At 64.0% G+C, this 19,687-nt stretch carries 6 protein-coding genes and 3 rRNA genes; all 9 read right to left on the minus strand.

The genetic code is table 11. From position 1 onward, the window contains the following. Positions 1 to 340: 340 nt before the first annotated feature. Positions 341 to 4,306, minus strand: a complete 3,966-nt coding sequence (locus tag CWT10_RS13220) for a DNA-directed RNA polymerase subunit beta' (protein ID WP_103063290.1) — start codon at positions 4,304 to 4,306, stop codon at positions 341 to 343. 130 nt (positions 4,307 to 4,436) lie between these two features. Continuing rightward, positions 4,437 to 7,955 (minus strand): DNA-directed RNA polymerase subunit beta, encoded by a 3,519-nt coding sequence (gene rpoB, locus CWT10_RS13225; protein WP_103063291.1) that lies wholly within the window; start codon positions 7,953 to 7,955, stop codon positions 4,437 to 4,439. Positions 7,956 to 8,329: 374 nt separating this feature from the next. Beyond that, positions 8,330 to 8,716 (minus strand): 50S ribosomal protein L7/L12, encoded by a 387-nt coding sequence (rplL, locus tag CWT10_RS13230; RefSeq protein WP_103063292.1) that lies wholly within the window; start codon positions 8,714 to 8,716, stop codon positions 8,330 to 8,332. A 78-nt stretch (positions 8,717 to 8,794) separates the two neighbouring features. Continuing rightward, positions 8,795 to 9,316 carry a 50S ribosomal protein L10 gene (gene rplJ / locus CWT10_RS13235; RefSeq protein ID WP_103063293.1) on the minus strand — a complete coding sequence of 174 codons (522 nt, stop codon included), beginning with the start codon at positions 9,314 to 9,316 and terminating at the stop codon, positions 8,795 to 8,797. Positions 9,317 to 9,620: 304 nt separating this feature from the next. Next, on the minus strand, positions 9,621 to 11,225 hold the full coding sequence (locus CWT10_RS13240; RefSeq protein ID WP_103063294.1) for an OmpA family protein: 1,605 nt from the start codon (positions 11,223 to 11,225) through the stop codon (positions 9,621 to 9,623). A gap of 144 nt (positions 11,226 to 11,369) precedes the next feature. Beyond that, positions 11,370 to 12,959 carry a hypothetical protein gene (locus CWT10_RS13245; RefSeq protein WP_128683490.1) on the minus strand — a complete coding sequence of 530 codons (1,590 nt, stop codon included), beginning with the start codon at positions 12,957 to 12,959 and terminating at the stop codon, positions 11,370 to 11,372. A 1,017-nt stretch (positions 12,960 to 13,976) separates the two neighbouring features. Further along, positions 13,977 to 14,095: ribosomal RNA gene (gene rrf / locus CWT10_RS13250) — 5S ribosomal RNA — on the minus strand. 343 nt (positions 14,096 to 14,438) lie between these two features. Then, a 23S ribosomal RNA gene (locus tag CWT10_RS13255) occupies positions 14,439 to 17,645 on the minus strand. 386 nt (positions 17,646 to 18,031) lie between these two features. Next, positions 18,032 to 19,598, minus strand: a 16S ribosomal RNA gene (locus CWT10_RS13260). Together the 16S, 23S and 5S rRNA genes form the textbook arrangement of a ribosomal RNA operon. Positions 19,599 to 19,687 lie beyond the last annotated feature (89 nt).

The raw sequence follows: 19,687 nt of genomic DNA on the forward strand, positions 1-19,687 counted from the left end.
GCCGAGTACGCCGCGGGAGGCGCCGGAGGCGCCGGAGGCGCGGGTGGATCGGATACAGGCGCCGCTTCGGTTTCGGGGGCGGCCGGGACGCCGTCAGCCGAAGGTTCGGAATCGGGAGGAAGTGGGACGTTGGTCATTAGAAACCTGTGTCTGTAGGAAAAAGGTTGACGAAGCTACATCGTTACATATGCTCCTGTTCCGCGCAATCGGCGCGCGCACCGTGAGACGCGTGAGATGACAGCGGCTTCGTCAGCAAGACAACGGCCCCGGCGAGCAGTGTGCTCGCCGGGGCCGGCTCACTAGCCGCGGAGGCTGCCCGCCGCCCGTCAGCTTCGGGGTGTCAGAACTGGAAGTCTTCTGAGGAGGCGTTGAAACCGGTGCGGAAGTCGTCAGAGAAGTCCGCGCGGAAGTCACCGCCGAAGGAGAAGTCGTCCAAGGCCACCGAGTCGCCAACGCTGAAGGTGTCGCCACCGGCGTAACCGGCCCGGGAGAAGACCTCCGCCTTAACCTCCTCGGTGGGCTCGACCTCTATATCCGCGTACCGGGACAGGCCCGTGCCAGCCGGGATCAGCTTGCCCAGGATCACATTCTCCTTCAGGCCCAGCAGCGGATCCGACTTGCCGTTCATGGCGGCCTCGGTGAGCACGCGCGTGGTCTCCTGGAAGGACGCGGCGCTCAGCCACGAGTCGGTCGCCAGCGAGGCCTTGGTGATGCCCATCAGCTCGGTACGCGCGGACGCGGTCTTACCGCCCTCCGCCATCACCCGACGGTTCTCCTCGCGGTAGCGGGAAACGTCCACCAGGTCGCCCTGAAGGAGGTTGGTGTCGCCGGTGTCCAGCACGGTCACCCGCCGCAGCATCTGGCGGACGATGACCTCAATGTGCTTGGAGTGGATGTCCACGCCCTGTGAGCGGTAGACCTCCTGCACCTCATCCACCAGGTGGCGCTGCGTGGCACCGACACTGCGAAGACGCAGGATCTTCTTGGGGTCTACCGGCCCCTCGGTGAGAGCATCGCCCGGTTCGACGTGATCGCCGTCGGTAACCAGCAGCCGCTGGCGGCGGGATACCGGAACCACCAGGTCCTCCTCGCCGTCCTCCCGGGAGATGACCAGGCGCTTGCCGTCGGCATCGTCCTCAATCTTGAGTTTTCCGGCAGCCTCCGCCACGGCGGCCTCACCCTTCGGCGTGCGGGCCTCGAACAGCTCCTGCACGCGGGGCAGACCCTGGGTGATGTCGGCGGCGCCGGCCGCACCACCGGTGTGGAAGGTACGCATGGTCAGCTGCGTGCCGGGCTCGCCGATGGACTGGGCGGCGATGATGCCGACGGCCTCACCGATGTCCACCCGCTTACCGGTGGCCAGCGAGCGGCCGTAGCAGGCGGCGCAGGTGCCGACGGCGGAGTCGCAGGTCAGCACGGAGCGGCACACGACCTCCTCGATCCCGGCGTCGATGGCGGCGCGGATGTTGGCTCCGCTCAGGTCCGTGCCGGCCTTGATGACCACGTTCCCATCGGCGTCCACGGCGTCGCGGGCCAGCGTGGTGCCGAGCACGGTGGTGTCCAGAATGTCGGATACCTCCTTAGTCCGCTCCCCGCCGATCTCCATCCACCAGAACAGCCGCTTGGTCAGACCCTTGCGAGTGCCACAGTCGTCCTCACGAACGATCACGTCCTGGGAGACGTCGACCAGGCGCCGAGTCAGGTAGCCGGAGTCGGCGGTGCGCAGGGCCGTGTCGGCCAGGCCCTTACGAGCGCCGTGGGTGGCGATGAAGTACTCCAGGACGGACAGGCCCTCCCGATAGTTGGACTCGATGGGCCGCTCGATCAGGCGCTGCTTGGGGTCGGCCACCAGGCCACGCATACCGGCCAGCTGGCGGATCTGGTCCCAGTTGCCGCGGCCGCCGGAGGCGACCATCTGGTAGACGGTGTTGCGCTCGGGGAAGTTGGCGCGCATAGCCTCGGCGACCTCATCAGTGGCCTTGGTCCAGATGTCGATCAGCGACTTGTAGCGGTCGTCCTCGGTGAGGGCACCCAGCGCGAACTGCTCCTCGATCTCCGCGGCCTGGGCCTCGTAGTGCGCGAGGATCTCCGGCTTGGACGGCGGAGAGACCACATCGGAGAAGGCAACGGTGATGCCGGACCAGGTGGACCAGTGGAAGCCATTGGCCTTCAACTCATCCAAGCAGGCCGCCACCTCCACGCGCGGGTAGGACTCCGCCAGCGTGTTGATGATGTTGCCCAGCTTCTTCTTGTCAACGGTGTAGTTGACGTAGGGGAAGGACTCGGGCAGCGCCGTGTTGAACAGGGCGCGTCCGAAAGAGGTGCGCAAGGTGATCGGATCGCCCTCGCTCCAGCCCTCCGGGGCCTGCCAGCCCTCCGGGGCGGCGATGCCCTCCTCGAAGCGGATGTCGCAGGTGGCATTTACGTCCAGCCTGCCGAAGTCATAGGCCATCAGGGCCTCCGCGTAGGAGGAGAACGACGGCACGATCGGTTCTCCGTGCTCATCCTTGGCCACTTCGATATCCGGGTCGGGCTCCTGGGTGAGGTAGTAGGTGCCGATGATCATGTCCTGGGAGGGCATGGTCACGGGACGCCCGTCAGAAGGCTTGAGGATGTTGTTGCTCGACAGCATCAGGATGCGGGCCTCCGCCTGCGCCTCGGCGCCCAGCGGCAGGTGCACGGCCATCTGGTCGCCGTCGAAGTCGGCGTTGAAGGCACCGCACACCAGCGGGTGCAGCTGGATGGCCTTACCCTCGATCAGCTGCGGTTCGAAGGCCTGGATACCCAGGCGGTGCAGCGTGGGGGCGCGGTTGAGCAGCACCGGGTGCTCACGGATTACCTCGGCCAGCACGTCCCAGACCTTCGGGTTGGCCCGCTCGACCATGCGCTTGGCGGCCTTGACGTTCTGCGCCTCCTTGAGCTCCACCAGCCGCTTCATGACGAAGGGCTTGAACAGCTCCAGAGCCATCTGGCTGGGCAGGCCGCACTGGTGCAGCTTCAGCTGCGGGCCGACCACGATGACGGAACGTCCCGAGTAGTCCACGCGCTTACCCAGCAGGTTCTGACGGAACCGGCCCTGCTTGCCCTTGAGCATGTCGGACAGGGACTTCAGCGGGCGGTTGCCCACGCCCGTGACCGGGCGGCCGCGGCGGCCGTTGTCGAACAGGGCGTCGACGGCGTCCTGCAGCATGCGCTTCTCGTTGTTGACGATGATCGTCGGGGCGCCCAGGTCCATCAGCCGCTTGAGACGGTTGTTGCGGTTGATGACCCGGCGGTACAGGTCATTGAGGTCGGAGGTGGCGAAGCGGCCGCCGTCCAGCTGCACCATGGGGCGCAGGTCCGGGGGGATGACCGGGATGTTGTCCAGCACCATCGCCTCGGGGGCCGTGTCGGTCATGCGGAAGGCGTTGATGACCTTCAGCCGCTTGATGGCGCGGGTCTTGCGCTGGCCGGTGCCACCCTCGACGATCTCGGTAAGGGCGGCCGCCTCTGCCTCCAGGTCGAAGGTGCGCAGGCGGTCCTGAATGGCCTCGGCGCCCATGGCGCCCTTGAAGTAGATGCCGTAGTCGGCGGCCATGTCCCGGTACAGGACCTCATCGCCCTCGAGGTCTCCGACCTTGAGGGACACGAAGCGGTCCCACACCTTGTCCATGTGCTCCAGGGTGCGGGTGTTCTTGCGGCGCAGGGAGGCCATCTCACGTTCGGCGGTCTTGCGGGCCTTGTCCCGCTGGGCCTGCTCGGCACCCTCGGCCTCGAGCTGGGCCAGGTCCTCCTCCAGCCGGCGCTGGCGGGCCTCGATATCGGCCTGACCGGCCTCCTCGACGTGCTTCTTCTTGACCTCGAACTCGTTGCGCAGCGAGGGCAGGTCGTCGTGGCGGGCCTCCTCGTCCACCTCGGTCACCATGTGGGCGGCGAAGTAGATGACCTTCTCCAGGTCCTTGGGCGCAAGGTTGAGCAGGTACCCCAGGCGGGAGGGCACTCCCTTGAAGTACCAGATGTGGGTCACGGGCGCGGCCAGCTTGATGTGGGCCATACGCTCACGGCGCACCCTGGAGCGAGTCACCTCAACCCCGCAACGCTCGCAGACAATGCCCTTGTAGCGCACCCGCTTGTACTTGCCGCAGGCGCACTCCCAGTCGCGGGTGGGGCCGAAGATCTTCTCACAGAAGAGCCCGTCCTTCTCCGGCTTGAGGGTGCGGTAGTTGATGGTCTCGGGCTTCTTGACCTCGCCATGCGACCAGGACTTGATGTCCTCGGCGGTGGCAAGGCCGAGCTGGATCCTGTCGAACACGTTGGCGTCGAGCACAGTTCCTACTTCCGAATCAGAGTGGTCAGCTCAAAAGGTGTGGGGCTGCCAGTGCCGTGGTTCCACGGCGGCACCGGGCCCGTTTGTCCCCGCCAGGGCGCGCAGCGGCGTCCTGGCGGGGCATTGGGAGTCAGATCTCATCCACCGCCACGGCGCCCCCGCCGGGACGGCGCCCCAGGTCGAAGCCGAGCTCCTCGGAGGCGCGGCGGCCGTCGTCGTCGGTGTCATCCAGGCCAATGACATTTCCGACGGCGTCCAAGGCCTCCACGTTCAGGCACAGCGACTGCATCTCCTTCATAAGCACCTTGAAGGACTCGGGGATGCCGGGTTCGGGGATGTCCTCGCCCTTGACGATGGCCTCATAGACCTTGACGCGACCCGCCACGTCGTCAGACTTGACGGTGAGCAGCTCCTGGAGGGCGTGGGCGGCGCCGTAGGCCTCCATGGCCCATACCTCCATCTCGCCGAAGCGCTGACCGCCGAACTGCGCCTTACCACCCAGCGGCTGCTGGGTGATCATCGAGTACGGGCCGGTGGAGCGGGCGTGGATCTTGTCATCAACCAGGTGGTGGAGCTTGAGAATGTACATGTAGCCCACCGAGATCGGATACGGGAAGGGCTCACCCGAACGGCCGTCGAACAGCCGCGCCTTGCCATCGGGCTGAACCAGCTGCACGCCGTCCCGGCTGGGCAGGGTCGAGTCGAGCAGCCCCATGATCTCGTCATCGCGCACACCGTCGAACACCGGAGTGGCCACAGGCGTTCCGGGCTCGGCGGCCACACCGTTCTCCGGCAGACGCTGCGCCCAGGCCTGACCGTCCTGCCGGGCGGCGGCGGCGTCCCAGCCGCGGGAGGCCACCCAACCCAGGTGCAGTTCGAGCACCTGACCGACGTTCATACGGCTGGGCACACCCAACGGGTTGAGGATCACATCCACCGGGGTGCCGTCGGCGAGGAAGGGCATGTCCTCCACCGGCAGGATCTTAGAGATGACCCCCTTGTTGCCGTGGCGACCGGAGAGCTTGTCACCCACCGTGATCTTGCGACGCTGGGCGATATACACGCGCACCATCCGGTTCACGCCCGCCGGCAGCTCGGCGTCCTCAGAGGCCGCGTCGAACTCGCGTACGCCGGTGACGATGCCGTATTCGCCGTGGGGCACCCGCAGGGAGGTGTCACGTACCTCGCGAGCCTTCTCCCCGAAGATCGCGCGCAGCAGTCGCTCCTCGCTGGTGAGTTCCGTCTCACCCTTGGGGGTGACCTTGCCCACCAGGATGTCACCGCTGCGCACCTCGGCGCCGATGCGGATGATGCCGCGCTCGTCAAGGTTGGCCAGCGCCTCCTCGGAGACGTTGGGGATGTCGCGAGTGATCTCCTCGGCGCCCAGCTTGGTGTCGCGGGCGTCGACCTCGTGCTCCTCAATGTGGATCGAGGTCAGGATGTCCTCGGCGACCACGCGCTGGGAGACGATGATGGCGTCCTCATAGTTCAGTCCCTCCCAGGTCATGAAGGCGACCAGGAGGTTCTGCCCCAGGGCGAGGTCGCCGTCATCGGTGGCGGGCCCGTCGGCCAGGACACTGCCCACCTCCACGCGCTCACCCTCCGAGGCGAGCACGCGCTGGTTGTAGCAGTTGCCCTGGTTGGAGCGACGGAACTTGGCGACCTTGTAGACGGTCTCCGTGCCGTCGTCGTTGGCCACGCGCACGAAGTCGGCGCACACCTCAGTGACCACGCCGCCCTTGGCGGCTACCAGCACGTCTCCGGCGTCCACCGCGGTGCGCCGCTCCATGCCGGTGCCCACCAGCGGGGCGTCGGGGCGGATCAGCGGCACGGCCTGGCGCTGCATGTTGGCGCCCATAAGGGCGCGGTTGGCGTCGTCGTGCTCAAGGAAGGGGATCAGCGACGTACCCACGGAGACCATCTGCCGCGGAGACACGTCCATCAGGTCCACCTGGGAGGCCGGCACCAAGGCAGGCTCACCGCCCGTGACGCGGCATAGGACGTGGTCCTCGGCGAAGTGCCCGTCAGCGGTGAGCTCCACATTCGCCTGGGCAATGATGTGGCGGTCCTCGTCATCGGCCGTCAGGTAGTGGGTCTCATCGGTGACCTGACCGTCGCGCACCACCCGGTAGGGGGTCTCGATGAAACCGAAGGGGTTGATGCGTCCGAAGGTGGCCAACGAACCGATCAGGCCGATGTTCGGCCCTTCGGGGGACTCGATGGGGCACATGCGCCCGTAGTGGGAGGTGTGCACGTCACGCACCTCCATGGAGGCGCGCTCGCGCGACAGACCACCGGGGCCGAGCGCTGACAGGCGCCGCTTGTGGGTCAGGCCAGCCAACGGGTTGTTCTGATCCATGAACTGGGACAGCTGGCTGGTGCCGAAGAACTCCTTGATCGCGGCCGTCACGGGCCGGATGTTGATCAGGGTGTTGGGGGTGATGGCCTCAACGTCCTGGGTGGTCATGCGCTCGCGCACCTGCCGCTCCATGCGGCTCATGCCGGTGCGCACCTGCGACTGGATGAGTTCGCCCACGGCACGAATGCGCCGGTTGCCCAGGTGATCGATATCGTCATACTCGACGGCGATGTCCACGATCTCGCCGTCGCGTACGCCCTCAACGGTCTCAGCGCCGGCGTGCAGGGCGAGCAGGTACTTGATGGCGGCGACGATATCCTCGATACGCAGCACCGACTCGCTCAGATCGGCGGCGAGCCCGAGCTTCTTGTTGATCTTGTAGCGGCCGACCTTGGCCAGGTCGTAGCGCTTGGCGTTGAAGTAGAAGTTCTCCAGCAGGGTTCGGCCGGCCTCGACGCTGGGCGGCTCCCCGGGGCGGATCTTCTTGTAGATGTCCAGCAGCGCCTCGTCCTGGGTAGTGACCTTACGGTCCTCGTCCAGGGCGGTGGTCAGCGCCGGGTAGTCCTTGAACTCCTCACGGATCTCGGCCTCGTCCAGGCCCAGGGCCAGCAGGAATACCGCAATGTCCTGCTTGCGCTTGCGGTCGATGCGCACGGCCACGCGGTCGTTCTTGTCCACCTCGAACTCCAGCCAGGCGCCGCGCGAGGGAATGAACCGGACGTTGTAGACGTACTTGTCGGTGGCCTTCTCGGTGGTGCGCTCGAAGTACACCCCCGGGGAGCGAACCAGCTGGGAGACGACTACGCGCTCAGAGCCGTTGACGATAAAGGTGCCCTTGTCGGTCATGAGCGGGAAGTCACCCATGAAGACCGTCTGGGACTTGATCTCACCGGTGGTGAAGTTCTCGAAGTCCGCCACCACGTATAGCGGCGCGGAGTAGGTCAGGTCCTTCTCCTGGCACTCCTCGGCCGTGTACTTCGGCTCCTCGAAGCGGTGGTCGTGAAAGGACAGGGCCATGGTCTCGCCGAAGTCCTCAATCGGCGAGATCTCGTCGAAGATCTCTTCCAGCCCGGAGGTCTCCGGCAACGAACCCGGCTGGGCGGTGTTGGCGGCGTCCACCCGGGCGCGCCACTTCTCGTTGCCCACGAGCCAGTCGAAACTCTCGGTCTGCAGGCCGAGTAGGTTCGGAGCCTGCATCGGCTCGGCGATCTTGGCGAAATTGATTCGACGCGACGCGGTGCGCGCGGCGATTTCAGCGGCGGTTGGTGCAGAGGTGCGCGAGGCAGCCAAAGGGGATCCTTCCCTCATCTCGGGGATCACTCTGCGTACGCTGCGGCGCAGTCCCGGCGGCCATCCCCCATGCCCTGGCGGGTTTGCCGGCTGGTCGGGCCGGCCGCTGGGCGATGCCGCTGAAGCTAGTACACACAAGGTACGCGAAGAGCTAGCCTACACGTTCATTCCGCCCCGATCCACGCCGTGGCGGCGTTCCTTCTTGCGATTCCCACCACAATCCCGCATACTGCCCCGCATCCTTCTCCGTCGCCGTCATCACCCGTCGGAGGCGTTACGCGGCGCCGCCCCAACCACTCACTGGCGGTTGGGGCGGCGCCGCGTTTATGCGGTCCCCCGGCGTCGGCTCGCGGCCGGCGGTGCCGGGGACGGACTCACTTGAGGGTCACGGTGGCGCCGGCGCCCTCGAGCTGAGCCTTGGCCTTGTCGGCGGCGTCCTTGGCAACGCCCTCAAGGATGGCCTTGGGGGCGGCCTCGACGAGGTCCTTGGCCTCCTTCAGACCGAGGGAGGTCAGGGCGCGCACCTCCTTGATGACCTGGATCTTCTTGTCGCCGGCAGCCTCGAGGACGACGTCGAACTCGGTCTTCTCCTCCTCGGCGGCCGGGGCGGCGGCGCCGGGGGCGGCCACGGCGACGGCGGCGGCCGGAGCGGCGGCGGTCACGTCAAAGGTCTCCTCGAAGGCCTTGACGAACTCGGACAGCTCAATGAGGGAGAGCTCCTTGAAGGCCTCAATGAGCTCGTCGGTGGTCAGCTTCGCCATAATGGGCGTTCCTTCCTGGAAGTGGGGTCCTGCGCTGTCCTTGAGCACAGGGCGGTGTCGGTTGGTGGTTGGGGCGGCTCAGGCCGCGGTCTCCTGCTTCTCACGCAGGGCGTCAACGGTGCGAACCGCCTGGGAGGCGGGCGCGGCGAAGAGGTATACAGCCTTGGACAGGGACGCCTTCATAGCGCCCGCGGCCTTGGCCAGCAGGACCTCGCGGGATTCGAGCGAGGCGAGCTTGTCGACCTCGTCGGCGCTCAGGGCGTTGCCGTCCATGACGCCGCCCTTGATGATGAGGTTCTTGTTGTCCTTGGCGAAGTCGCGCAGGGCCTTAGCGGCCTCGACCGGCTCACCCGTGACGAAGGTCAGGGCGGTGGGGCCCTTAAGGTCGTCCACGAGCGCATCGAGTCCAAGGCGGCGGGCGGCGATGGAGGCCAGCGTGTTCTTCGCCACGGTGTACTCGGCGTTGCCGGCGAGCGAGCGGCGCAGCTCCTTCAGGTCGGCGACGCTCAGCCCACGGTACTCGGTGAGCAGAACGGCGTTGGCCTCCCGGAACTTGTCCGCCAGCTGTGCGACAGCCGCGTCCTTCTCAGGCCTTGCCATGGGCCCTCCTTCCGTGGTCTGCCGCAGGTCCCGGCATTGGAAAAGCCCCGCGCCGGTGGGCACGGGGCTCGCTACTGCGCTCGGAGGGCTCCGAGGGCCGCTGGGGGCTCGTTCTCACCTGCGCCGGCTCCGCCAGATGCGGACTTGGCCCCGCTCGCGCGGGGGACCTGCGGTCTTTGGCAGGCGCCACCTTACACGCCGCGCGCCCCGGCGGCGCAAGCCTAGGCACGCCGAGCAGCGGTGCTTTCCGTCACGTGTGGCTCACCAAGCCGGTAGGCGCGCGGCCCACACGCCCGCCATCTGCTCACCCGGCAACCACGGGCACCTGCGTGAGCCGCCAGGCGTAGGAGGTCACGCCGTCGCGCGCGCCGGGGTGGTCCACGACCACGGTGTCCTCACCGGTGTCGGGCCACACGACGCACAGGGTGAGTTGCTCCCCCTCGCGAAGTTTGTCCGTCAGTTCCAGTTCGGTAAGGGCCCGGTGGGCGCTGGTGCCCTCCAGCAGGTAGTCCACCGGGTAGATGCGGTCCGAGCCGGATAGCAGCGTCAGTCCGCCGGCGGAAAACACACTGGTCAGGCCGGCAAGTTCACCGCGCGCATTGGCGAGCACTTCCCCGGGATCATTGACCCAGCCGAGGTTCAAGGCGGATCCGGAACCGCCTGCGCCGCCCTTAAGCCTCAGTTCCCCGAAAAGCAGCCCGTCACGGCGGGTGACCTCTTCCAGGGTGATAATCACCTGTCCACCCGACGCATCGGTGGCGTCGACGGTCACGCCGTCGGGCCCGTGCCCCTCCGGACCGCCAGCCTCGGGCAGCGCAGCATCAACATCGGAGCGGGACAGGCTCCCGTCGGTGCCGCCGGTAGGGGTGATAACGATTTCAACTCGCCGGTTGATCTGGCGGTGGTCGTCCGAATCGTTGGGCACCTTCGGCTCGCTCTCCCCCTTCCCGGAGACGGTGACCTCCCAGGCACCGAGGTCCGTCAGTTCCCCCAGGCGGGTGGAAACTGCCTGTGCACGCTGCTCGGAGAGAGTCTGGTTGTGGGCGTCGTCGGCTACGTCGTCGGTGTGACCGACGATCTCCAGGTCGCCGCCGTCATACTCGGCGATGGTGCCCGCCACCCCTGTAAGCACGGAATCGGCGTCGTCGGACAATTCGGCGGAGTCAGAGCTGAAGGTGACGTCGCTGGAGACATCAACGGTGGTTTCCTCATCGGTAGTCAGGCCGGAGGAGGAACCGTCAAGTGCTTCAGCATAGCGTTCCAATGGCGCCGGAGTACGCAGCCGCGCATAGGGGTTGGCGGCCTTGACAATAGCCTCCACGTCGAGCCTGGGGGCACCGTCGGTGTCGGCGTCGAGAACCGGTACCTCCACGAAGCCGACGCAGGAGAGGAAAACGGTCACGGAGTCCACGTCAACGGGCCCGAAGGTAGCGCGCAGGTCCTGGCTCTTACCGGGCTCAAGCGGTTCGATAAAGACTTGCCAGCTAGTGGTGGACCACAGCTTTGAGCCGACGGTGTCGATTAGCCGCAGCAGCTTGTAATCGGCAACCGAAGTCAGCAGCCCGCCGATCAGGCGGTCACCGACGTTCACGGCCTCGGTGTTATTGCGCGCGGCCTCGGCATGAATGGGCAGAATGGCCAGTTCCTCGCCCTCATGCTCCGCGCGCACCACGGGGCCGACGTCGAGCGTCAGCTCCTGGCCCTTCAGGCTCGCCTGGATCTGGACGGCCTTGGTCTTACCGGCAGAGGTGGAGGAGCCCGCCGTCGGTGTAGTTGTCGCCTGCACCACCGGTTTGGGCTGATCGCCGCTGCAGGCGCTGAGAATGCCGACGCCGGCGAGCGCGGGCAGCGTCAGCACCGCGCGGCGAGGCAGACGGATGTCGACGCCGGAGCCGAGTCGATCGTGCATGGGCGCCCCTCTCATCACCGCTGGTGCTTTTACTTAGAGCCGTGGTCCAGAGCCGCAGACCGCGGCCCAGGAATCGCTACCACGCGCAGGTAACGACTCAGGTAGACCATACCGCGCCCGGGGTCGCCCGGGCCACCGCCCGCCTCACCCGTCGACGACGGGAATGTCGGTCAGACGGGCGGCGATCGCCTCACCCTCACAGTTCGTACCACCCGGCAGGTCGAGCGTGACCGTATCCCCGCCCACGTCCGGCCAAATCACGGGAATCTGAACCGAGTCGGCGGGGAGAACGTAGTCGCTCATGTAGTTGGTAAGGGGCACGTAGTCGTTACCGCCGCCAGGTTCCCAGTATTCGGCCGGCAGCTGCCTAACGCTGCCATTGAGCAACGTCAGGTTGCAGGCATGCTCCAGGCAGTCGCCCCAGTGGGCGCCCTGGGCAACATCCGGGAGCAGGAATGCCCCCCTGGGGTACACGTCTACCCCAAGGGCCTGCTCCACCCCCAGTTTCACCGTGCCAACTAGGAATCCGCCTACTCGAATGACTCGCTCCATGGACAGGGTCAGTGTCCCCCATTCGCCCACAGTAACGGCGACGCCCTGCGCCCCGGTTGCTACGGGTCCGGTCGTCTGCGGCGCAGCATCGCCGGCGGCGCTGTCCGAAGTCTCGCCCTCGGTTGGATCGTTGGGGATCAGCACGACCTCGACTCGCCGGTTTATATGCGCTCGCGCCTCGTCATCCAACCAGAGTCCCAGCCTGCTGCGCTCATTGATACGCGGAGTACGGTAATCGCCACCTTCGGCCGACACCTCCCAGCGTTTCAGGTCAGTCAGTTCGGCCAATCTCTCCGCTACCGCCTGAGCCTCCGCCGCGGCCCCGTCAACATCACCGTAGTAGAAATTCTTCGTCGAATATCCGCATACCGATACCGTGCCGCCCGAGGGGAAGGACGCCACCTGCTTCACGACGGCGGCGAGCATGTCGTCCGCCTGCCCGGACAGCTGTGGCTCCTCGGCGCTGTCTTCAGCGAAAAGCAGGTCACTTAGCAGGGTGACCGTGGTCTGGTCGTTGAGCACCGCCGTATCCGAAGATCCGTCGTCCGCAATGGCGAGGGAGCCGATGGGGAGAGGCGCGGTTTGCAAGGGGTATTGGTGTACAAGCCCCGCGTCGTCGATTATCTCGGTCACAGGGAAGTCGACCTCCTCCGAGGGTACCACCGGCACTCCCAGGGCAATCCCTAGATTGGGTAGGAAGACCTCCACCTCGCGTACGTTAGGGCCCACCGCACCGAATATGGGGAACAGCTCCACCGGTTTTCCCTGAACGACCCCGTATCGGCCGACGCCAGACTTTAAAGTCAATTCCAGATAAGCCTGCTCCTGAGCGAGCGACAGCATGTAGATCTGGGTCATGGTAAGCAAGTCGCCGGATGATGCAAAGACACCGGCGAGATCGATATTCTCCGGAGAGTCGGTGGCGATCTGGAGCCGCACCACCGTAAATCCGCCGTGTGCCGCGGCTGGCCCGACCTGCACCCACATGCGGGCATCCGCATATTCGGCCTCAAGTACGACACCGGCGTGAGCGCTCGCGCTGGTAGTTGGTGCTGGCACCCTTCCGTCGTCCTCGCAACCACCCGGAACGGCGCCAAAGGCCGCTGCAGCCGTCCCTAGCAGCAAACGACGACGCGATAATGCTCCTGGTGTCTGGTCGTAGATGTACGAGCCACTCGGCATCGACGCCTCCATACCTCTTGGTGGTGAACACGCCGACCATAGGAGCCCGGTTATGCCATGTCCATGGGCAGCCCTATCCGTGCTTCGACCGTAGGCCCCGGGGGGCGCTCACCCTGTAGGTGCGCGGATCGGCGACACGGCTGGTACCGTGGCGCCTACGCCTCAAAAACGGGGACGCCGGTAAAGCACGCCGCCTACGGGAAGATCGGGATCCGATTGGAGTAACGCGTTCCAGGTAGGACGATGCCCGCCGCTGCGGGAATCGCCCGCCCGAATATATGCCGAGAGCTACCCGACTGGGGCGCCCCACCTGCGGGGCTCGCCTGACAGGGACGACGCCAATGAACCCTCACCAATGCATCCTCAGAAATGAATCCTCACCTACCGCGGAAACCGGTTCTTCCGGTTTGCCCCGTGCTCGCCGAGTTCGGTCGTTATTACCATCGAGTTCGGTTGATATGACGATCGAGTTCGGTCGACGTGACGATCGAGTTCGGTTGGTGGGGCTGGTGGGGTGGGGGAAGTGTCCAAATGCGGCACAAACGAGGATGCCGTCCCCGAAGCCGCCCACTAGATCCGCATGGTTCCAACGAATCTGAGGGCGTGCGCTGGGAGGGGCGGGGAGCTTGTGCCGATTCTGGACACTTAGGCGAGCAGGCGCAAGCCTACCGCCGTGGTGTGGTGGGCAGGCCAGGGGGTTGCCGAACTGGCCCCTCCTTACCGGCCTGAACCGGCACCCCGCACCTGGACCGCCTGCCTGCCCGCGGACCACCTGGCTACGTATGGACCTCCAAAACGAAGAGCCCAATAACCCGGAATCTATGGCCTTAGAGAAACCGAGCGGGCACCTTGGACTGCCGAGCCGGCGGAGACATAAATGCGCGGACACACAAATGCCCCGCGACCCTATTAGGTCACGGGGCAGAACCCTTACTTCGACACTCCCATGCCAACCGCACCATCTCGGGCGAGCCCGTCCTTGGTTGGTTGGGTGTTGGGTTGTGGGTGGGTGTGTGGTGCCGGCGGTGTCTTACTCTCCCGCCCGCCTGTGGGGGGCAGTACCATCAGCGCTGGGGGGCTTAGCTTCCGGGTTCGGTATGGGATCCGGGCGTTGCTTCCCCGCTATGACCACCGGCACCACGCATCCGCCAACAACCCCTGACCCTTGGGTGGGGTGTGGTGGTGGCTGGTGTGCTGGCTGGGTTGTGAACCGTACAGCGGATGCGCCCAACCACCCCGCCTTGTTTTGTTTCGGGGGGGTGGTTGCCTGCCACCAGGGCGTTGGCACTATTGTGGTGCGGGCCCCTAGTGGTGTGGGGTTTGTCATTGTGCGTGTTTGCCGGGGATGCTTCCCCGGTTTGTTGATCTGTTGTTGGTGGTGTCGTGCTCGGGTGTGGTTACCCAACGGCGCTACCTGCTTGCTTGCCCACCTGCTTGATTGTGGTGGGTGCTTGCCCACCTGCTTTGTTGTGGTGGGTGCTTGTGTTGTATCGGCTGTTGTTAGTACCAGTCAGCTCACAAACAGGATTCACCCCACAGGGGCTGCCTGCTTCCACATCTGGCCTATCAACCCAGTAGTCTAACTGGGAGCCTACCAAACCCCCCATGTGGGGGGTTTGCGGAGACCTCATCTTGAAGACGGTTTCCCGCTTAGATGCTTTCAGCGGTTACCCGACCCGAACGTAGCCAACCAGCCATGCACCTGGCGGTACAACTGGCACACCAGAGGTTCGTCCGTCCCGGTCCTCTCGTACTAGGGACAGCCCTTCTCAAGTCTCCAACGCGCGCAGAGGATAGGGACCGAACTGTCTCACGACGTTCTAAACCCAGCTCGCGTACCGCTTTAATGGGCGAACAGCCCAACCCTTGGGACCTGCTCCAGCCCCAGGATGCGACGAGCCGACATCGAGGTGCCAAACCATGCCGTCGATATGGACTCTTGGGCAGGATCAGCCTGTTATCCCCGGGGTACCTTTTATCCGTTGAGCGACGACCCACCCACACGGGATCGCCGGATCACTAGCTCCCACTTTCGTGCCTGCTCGACCCGTCAGTCTCACAGTCAAGCCCTCTTGTGCGCTTGCACTCAACACCTGGTTACCGACCAGGATGAGAGAACCTTTGAGCGCCTCCGTTACCTTTTAGGAGGCAACCGCCCCAGTTAAACTACCCACCAGGCACTGTCCCTAACCCGGATCACGGGCCCAGGTTCAGACGCACGCCACCATCAGAGTGGTATCCCAACAACGACTCCACAACCGCTAGCGCGACCGCTTCACAGTCTCCCACCTATCCTGCACAAACAATAGCGGACGTCAATACCAAGCTGCAGTAAAGGTCCCGGGGTCTTTCCGTCCTTCTGCGCGTAACGAGCATCTTTACTCGTAATGCAATTTCGCCGAGCTCATGGTCGAGACAGCAGAGGAGTCGTTACGCCATTCGTGCAGGTCGGAACTTACCCGACAAGGAATTTCGCTACCTTAGGATGGTTATAGTTACCACCGCCGTTTACTGGGGCTTAGACTCACCGCTTCACCCCACAAAAATGGGACTAACAGATCCTCTTAACCTTCCAGCACCGGGCAGGCGTCAGTCCGTATACATCGCCTTACAGCTTCGCACGGACCTGTGTTTTTAGTAAACAGTCGCTCCTCCCTGGTCACTGCGACCCTCACCCCTAGCCCGCACAGGGCTTCAAGGCTCGGGCCCCCCTTCTCCCGAAGTTACGGGGGCATTTTGCCGAGTTCCTTAACCATGATTCACTCGCCCGCCTGGGCATACTCTGCCCGACCACCTGTGTCGGTTTAGGGTACGGGCGGTGAAGCACCTAACGTCGAGGCTTTTCTAGGCACCACAGGATCACCCCACTATCCCCCACCAAACAAGCAGGGTCACCATCACGCCTCACCCAACCCCCCAAAAACAGGGAGGCATGGCACCCGGATTTACCTGGGCGCCGGGCCACACGCTTGAACGGGACAAGCCATAAGCCCCGCCGGGCTACCAAAGTGCGTCACCCCTGTTAACACGCTTGCCTACCAGCACGGAGGACCCCCAGACCCACCGGCCCAACCCCACCCGCACGCCCGAAAGCACACGAGCGAAGCAAAAAAGACCAGCCGGGCGTGGGTTAGCACCCGCACGTCAGCATGGGCGGTACTCCACCGGTACGGGAATATCAACCCGTCATCCATCGACTACGCCTGTCGGCCTCGCCTTAGGCCCCGACTCACCCAGGGAGGACGAACCTGCCCCTGGAACCCTTGGTCATACGGCGCCGGGGAATCCCACCCCGGTCTCGCTACTCATGCCTGCATTCTCACTCCCACGCCGTCCACCCACGGTCACCCCCGGGCTTCACCCAACGCAGGACGCTCCCCTACCACCCGCCCACCCCTAAAACAAGGGGCAGACAGGCCCGCGGCTTCGGCGGCACGCTTAAGCCCCGCTACATTATCGGCGCACGACCACTCGACCAGTGAGCTATTACGCACTCTTTCAAGGATGGCTGCTTCTAAGCCAACCTCCTGGCTGTCACCGCGACCGCACATCCTTTCCCACTTAGCGCACACTTAGGGGCCTTAGCCGGCGATCCGGGCTGTTTCCCTCTCGACCACGAAGCTTATCCCCCGCAGTCTCACTGCCACGCTCAACCAATACGGCATTCGGAGTTTGACTGGCATCAGCAACCCTGTAAGGCCCCTCAACCAACCAGTGCTCTACCTCCGCACGGCAACACGCAACGCTGCACCTAAATGCATTTCGGGGAGAACCAGCTATCACGGAGTTTGATTGGCCTTTCACCCCTACCCACAACTCATCCCCCCCGTTTTCAACCGAGGCGGGTTCGGTCCTCCACACGCTCTTACACGCGCCTCAACCTGGCCATGGGTAGATCACCCCGCTTCGGGTCCACAACGCGCCACTAACAACGCCCAACAACATTTCAGACTCGCTTTCGCTACGACTACCCCACACGGGTTAACCTCGCGACACGCCATGACTCGCAGGCTCATTCTTCAAAAGGCACGCCACCACCCACCAACCCAAAAAAAGGGCCAGCAGACTCTGACGGCTTGCAGGCGCCCGGTTTCAGGTACTCTTTCACTCCCCTCCCGGGGTACTTTTCACCATTCCCTCACGGTACTAATCCGCTATCGGTCACCAGGAAGTATTTAGGCAGCCAGGTGGTCCTGGCAGACTCACGCAAGACTCCACGAACCCCACGCGAAAAAGGGGAAAAAACACGCCCAAGCACGCGACCAGCAGGTTCAACCTACGGGGCTATCACCCTCTACGGCTCCCCATCCCAGAGAATCCGGCTACCCACCAACCAACGCACCGGCCCACGGCAGCAGACCAAACAGACACGCCCCACAACCCCGCAGCCGCAACCCCTGCCGAGTAATCACACGACCACGGTTTAACCTAATCCGCTTTCGCTCACCACTACTCACAGAATATCCTCTCCTACGGGTACTAAGATGTTTCACTTCCCCGCGTAACCCCCCACCCCCTATCAATTCAAGGGCAGGTGACACGACACAACTCGTGCCGGGTACCCCCATTCGGAAACCCTCGGATCACAGCCCGCAAGCCGGCTCCCCGAGGCATATCGCAGGCCACCACGTCCTTCATCGGCTCCCAGTGCCAAGGCATCCACCGAACGCCCAAAACAACAACACAACCAACCAAACCAAAACACAACAACAGGCAAAACAAACAAAACAAGCAAACCACGAACAACAACAAAACCAAGCAGACAACCACAAACAACAACAAAACAAACAAACAAAAACAATGCTCGCATCCGCTATACAGTTCACAACCAACCAGCCCACAACCCCCCAACACCAGCACCCACCAAACAGCAGGAAACACCAGCACCAGAAAGGAACAAGCCACCAGGGCGCGCAGCCCCGGAACCCGACAGCATGCCACCCCCAACCCCCACCACCAAAACAGCAGGAAAGAAGAAAGCCCCACCAGACCCAAACCACCACCACACAAGCAGCAGCCCAAACCCAGCGACGTGTCCGCCTGCCCAGCCAGCACCAAACAAAACTCCCTAGAAAGGAGGTGATCCAGCCGCACCTTCCGGTACGGCTACCTTGTTACGACTTCGTCCCAATCACCAGCCCCGCCTTCGACCGCTCCCCATAAGGCCACGGGCTTCGGGCGTCACCGGCTTTCATGACGTGACGGGCGGTGTGTACAAGGCCCGAGAACGTATTCACCGCGGCGTTGCTGATCCGCGATTACTAGCGACTCCAACTTCACGGTGCCGAGTTGCAGGCACCGATCCGAACTGAGACCGGCTTTAAGGGATTCGCCCCGCCTCACGGCATCGCAACCCACTGTACCGGCCATTGTAGCATGCGTGAAGCCCAAGACATAAGGGGCATGATGATTTGACGTCATCCCCACCCTCCTCCGAGTTCACCCCGGCAGTCTCCCGCGAGTCCCCACCCGAAGTGCTGGCAACACGAGACAGGGGTTGCGCTCGTTGCGGGACTTAACCCAACATCTCACGACACGAGCTGACGACAACCATGCACCACCTGCAGGCCAGCCCAAACCACAAAAAGCAGCAAGGGAACCACCGTCTCCGGCAGCAACCAGCCCATGTCAAGCCTTGGTAAGGTTCTTCGCGTTGCATCGAATTAATCCGCATGCTCCGCCGCTTGTGCGGGCCCCCGTCAATTCCTTTGAGTTTTAGCCTTGCGACCGTACTCCCCAGGCGGGGCACTTAACGCGTTAGCTACGGCGCAGAAACCCCGGAAAAGGGCCCCCACACCCAGTGCCCACCGTTTACAGCATGGACTACCAGGGTATCTAATCCTGTTCGCTCCCCACGCTTTCGCTCCTCAGCGTCAGCAACAGCCCAGAGACCCGCCTTCGCCACCGGTGTTCCTCCTGATATCTGCGCATTCCACCGCTACACCAGGAGTTCCAGCCTCCCCTACTGCGCTCAAGCCAGCCCGTACCCACCGCAAGCCCCCAGTTAAGCCAGAGGATTTCACGGCAGACGCAACCAGCCGCCTACAAGCCCTTTACGCCCAATAATTCCGGACAACGCTCGCGCCCTACGTATTACCGCGGCTGCTGGCACGTAGTTAGCCGGCGCTTCCTAACCCGGCTACCGTCAACCCACCCACAACAAGGAGCAGGCCTTCACCACCGGAAAAAGAGGTTCACAACCCGAAGGCCTCCATCCCTCACGCGACGTCGCTGCATCAGGCTTCCGCCCATTGTGCAATATTCCCCACTGCTGCCTCCCGCAGGAGTCTGGGCCGTATCTCAGTCCCAGTGTGACCGTCCACCCTCTCAGGCCGGCTACCCGTCAAAGCCTTGGTAAGCCATCACCCCACCAACAAGCTGATAAGCCGCGAGCCCATCCCCCACCAGAACAACCAAACAGTTGAACCTATACCAACCCACCCATGCAGGCAGGCCAGACCACCCCGTATTAGCCGCCCTTTCAAGCAGTTATCCAGGAGAAGAGGGCAGGTTACTCACGTGTTACTCACCCGTTCGCCACTAACCCACCCACCAAAAAAGCAAGCAGGCCCGTTCGACTTGCATGTGTTAAGCACGCCGCCAGCGTTCGTCCTGAGCCAGGATCAAACTCTCCAAACAAAACAAAAAACCAAACAAAGAAACCAACAAAAAAACACCAACCAAACAAACAAACACGACACACTATCGAGATCCCAAACAACACACCC

It is taken from the genome of Actinomyces qiguomingii, from assembly GCF_004102025.1.
Lineage (GTDB): Bacteria > Actinomycetota > Actinomycetes > Actinomycetales > Actinomycetaceae > Actinomyces > Actinomyces qiguomingii.

What these genes read in the sequence shown, in the direction of transcription:
- CWT10_RS13245 (WP_128683490.1), bottom strand. Translation starts at nt 12,959, where the DNA reads ATGCCGAGTGGCTCGTACATCTACGACCAGACACCAGGAGCATTATCG.
- CWT10_RS13240 (WP_103063294.1), bottom strand. Translation starts at nt 11,225, where the DNA reads ATGCACGATCGACTCGGCTCCGGCGTCGACATCCGTCTGCCTCGCCGC.
- rplJ (WP_103063293.1), bottom strand. Translation starts at nt 9,316, where the DNA reads ATGGCAAGGCCTGAGAAGGACGCGGCTGTCGCACAGCTGGCGGACAAG.
- rplL (WP_103063292.1), bottom strand. Translation starts at nt 8,716, where the DNA reads ATGGCGAAGCTGACCACCGACGAGCTCATTGAGGCCTTCAAGGAGCTC.